The organism is Bacillus sp. AFS023182 (genome assembly GCF_002560575.1).
In the GTDB taxonomy this organism is placed as follows: domain Bacteria; phylum Bacillota; class Bacilli; order Bacillales; family Bacillaceae_G; genus Bacillus_A; species Bacillus_A arachidis.
The window spans coordinates 1-2,426 of record NZ_NTRO01000096.1; the positions used below are offsets into that span (position 1 = coordinate 1).

A 2,426-nucleotide genomic window follows, 5' to 3' on the forward strand; every position below is an offset into this window, starting at 1 on the left:
GTAATAAAATCAGCAACAATTCGCCCGTCCATTGTCATCGCAAGTCCATATGGGCCATTGATCCCTGTACTTGAATACCCTAAACCGTTAATGTTCCATTGCCAAACCTTAGAAGCAGTCATTTCATCTTTTGTATCCATAATTAAAATTCTGTCTGGATGAATTCGAACATGCCCACCAAATCCAGAATTAATTAAACTGGTTGCGTGTTCTTTTGCTGCATTTAAAATATCATCGGGCATATTTGATACATCACTTTGTATTTGATCTACTTTACCAGCTATATCAGTAAATGACGCTTTGTAATTACCTAGAGTAATATTTTTATATTCTTTTTTAATTGGATCATATTTGTAGGATACAAGTTTGGCTTGAATATCAATGCCATCCTCAGGATGTTTAACAGTAACTGTATCCCCCATCCACACACGTTGTAATACTGCATAATCTTTATATTCCTCAGTTTGTGATAACTCTTGAAATTCAACCTTATATGTCGCCTTCGGTTGGTCTACCTGCTGTATATCAAACATATCTTTAGATGCCTGACGTAAAAGTTTATATGCTTCTTCCAATGGTACAGCATCATCATCCTTTGCATTCTCACCAACTGCTGCTTTAATATGAGAAAACTCAATAACAGCTATCTTAGGATGTGGATATTTGTTAATAAGGAGACTGTCCACATATTTCTCTGGTAAAAGTAACCCATCAAACCCCTTAGGCATAATACGAGTAACAGGACTTTTCCAATCCACATCCCCTTCATAACCCAATAGATTCTTTTTATGTTGAATAACAACACCACGATCCATCCCACGATTTTTTAACATTTTCACATCAAAATTATCTCGTTTTAATTCGCCACCCCAGCGATTGATAAAGGAATTATCTTGGCTATCATCTAAAATAGCTTCAACTGGATTCTTCCTTACAATACGTGCGCTTGCAATACTTGGTATATCCGAATAAAAAGTAAAAGGATGCTTGTATTGGCATCCTGCTGACAGACGATTCATTGCTGCGTTTCCATTTGTAGTTTGAATAAATATATCTTCAATCAAATTTTCCGTTAAATCATAGAAAATATGATAACATTGCGCTCTTATTTCTCCCATGCTGACGGTTGGTGCAGCTATTCGAAATAACTGATCTCCGTCAGGAGTTGGTGCTTTTACAATACACATACCTTCGATTTCTAATCCATGTGGAGCGAATAGTGGGTAACTAAATGTCAATGAATATAAACCATTGAGTATTTCTTCAACTTCAGCTTCATAAATATTTGCATCTAATATCCCCAGTCCATTGGTTGTAAAATCAGTTTCATTTGGTTTATATAAGGTAATCATACATATCTCCACCTAGGTTTAATTGTTATTGATTGGACTGTACCTGACCAAGCTATTTTATTACTCCCAACTTCGAATATCGGAAACTTACCAACCATCTTATTGTTCATAGGCGTTGTTCCTAAATACGTCTCTAAAATTTCAGAATCAACAACTACAGAACTTGCAATATCTTTAAGCTGAAAAGTAACATCATTTATGGTTATATTCACTGTTCCTTTTGCAACAATGACCATTTCCGGCTGTGATTTTTCTGTACCTGGATTATATATTAATCCTGGCTCATAGATTGTAATACTTTCATCTTCCACATATTCAAATGGATCTAGCATAAAATTAACTTCAAATTCTCCATACTCTTCAATTTCATTTGCAATATCACCTATTTCTACATTTTTTATTTTTCGATAAACATCATCATCAGTGAAATGTAGCATTTTCGCATTTAAAAGCCATGGTTTTGCACGTCGAATTAATGGTTTTATATTTTCCTTTTCCAGTACATTAAACTTCAATGTAAAAGGGATGTCTTCATACGCCCCTTTCTTTGTAAGTGAACCATTCCTTCCTGGCACTTCTATATATTCTATTTTTCGTTTTGCAGTTGGAATAACGGGACGCCCTACCATATAAATTCCGTAACCACTTGCCAATTCGTTATCTATTACCATATCAAGCAAATGTATTCCTCCCTATCCCAACATTCAAATTACGTCCACGTTGTGCCATTATGTTATCAACTTGTTCTGTTATAAGTTTAATGTCATTGTCATTTCTCACAGTATTGTAAATATTAACTTCAGTTGGACGATTTGACATAGTTGCAGCAATCCCTTCTCCAATTTCACCTAAGGTTTTCTTATTCAGTGGAAGAACTGCTTCTCGCCCTGCTTCACCAGCACCTTGCAAACGCCCATTACTCATGCCAAAAATAGTTGGTCTAGTGAAAATACCACCTTTTGCACGCCAATCCACATTGATTCCTGTTGGATAAGAAATTGTTTTACCAGCAATCTCTTTACTCCCTGTTTCTAAAGAAAAATGCGGTAGTTTAGGCATTTCAGGCTTCGGAAT

Annotated in this window: 2 protein-coding genes and 1 pseudogene; all 3 read right to left on the bottom strand. The window is 35.5% G+C overall.

The window, feature by feature from the left end; all coding sequences use genetic code 11:
• On the bottom strand, window positions 1–1,352 hold a 1,352-nt coding region (locus CN288_RS26285; protein ID WP_176527744.1), incomplete at its 3' end, for a phage tail spike protein.
• Window positions 1,349–2,032 (bottom strand): distal tail protein Dit, encoded by a 684-nt coding sequence (locus tag CN288_RS26290; RefSeq protein ID WP_141528018.1) that lies wholly within the window; start codon window positions 2,030–2,032, stop codon window positions 1,349–1,351. The genes CN288_RS26290 and CN288_RS26285, both read right to left, overlap by 4 nt.
• A pseudogene (locus tag CN288_RS26295) lies at window positions 2,025–2,426 on the bottom strand (phage tail tape measure protein); the annotation flags it as partial. The gene CN288_RS26290 and the pseudogene CN288_RS26295, both read right to left, overlap by 8 nt.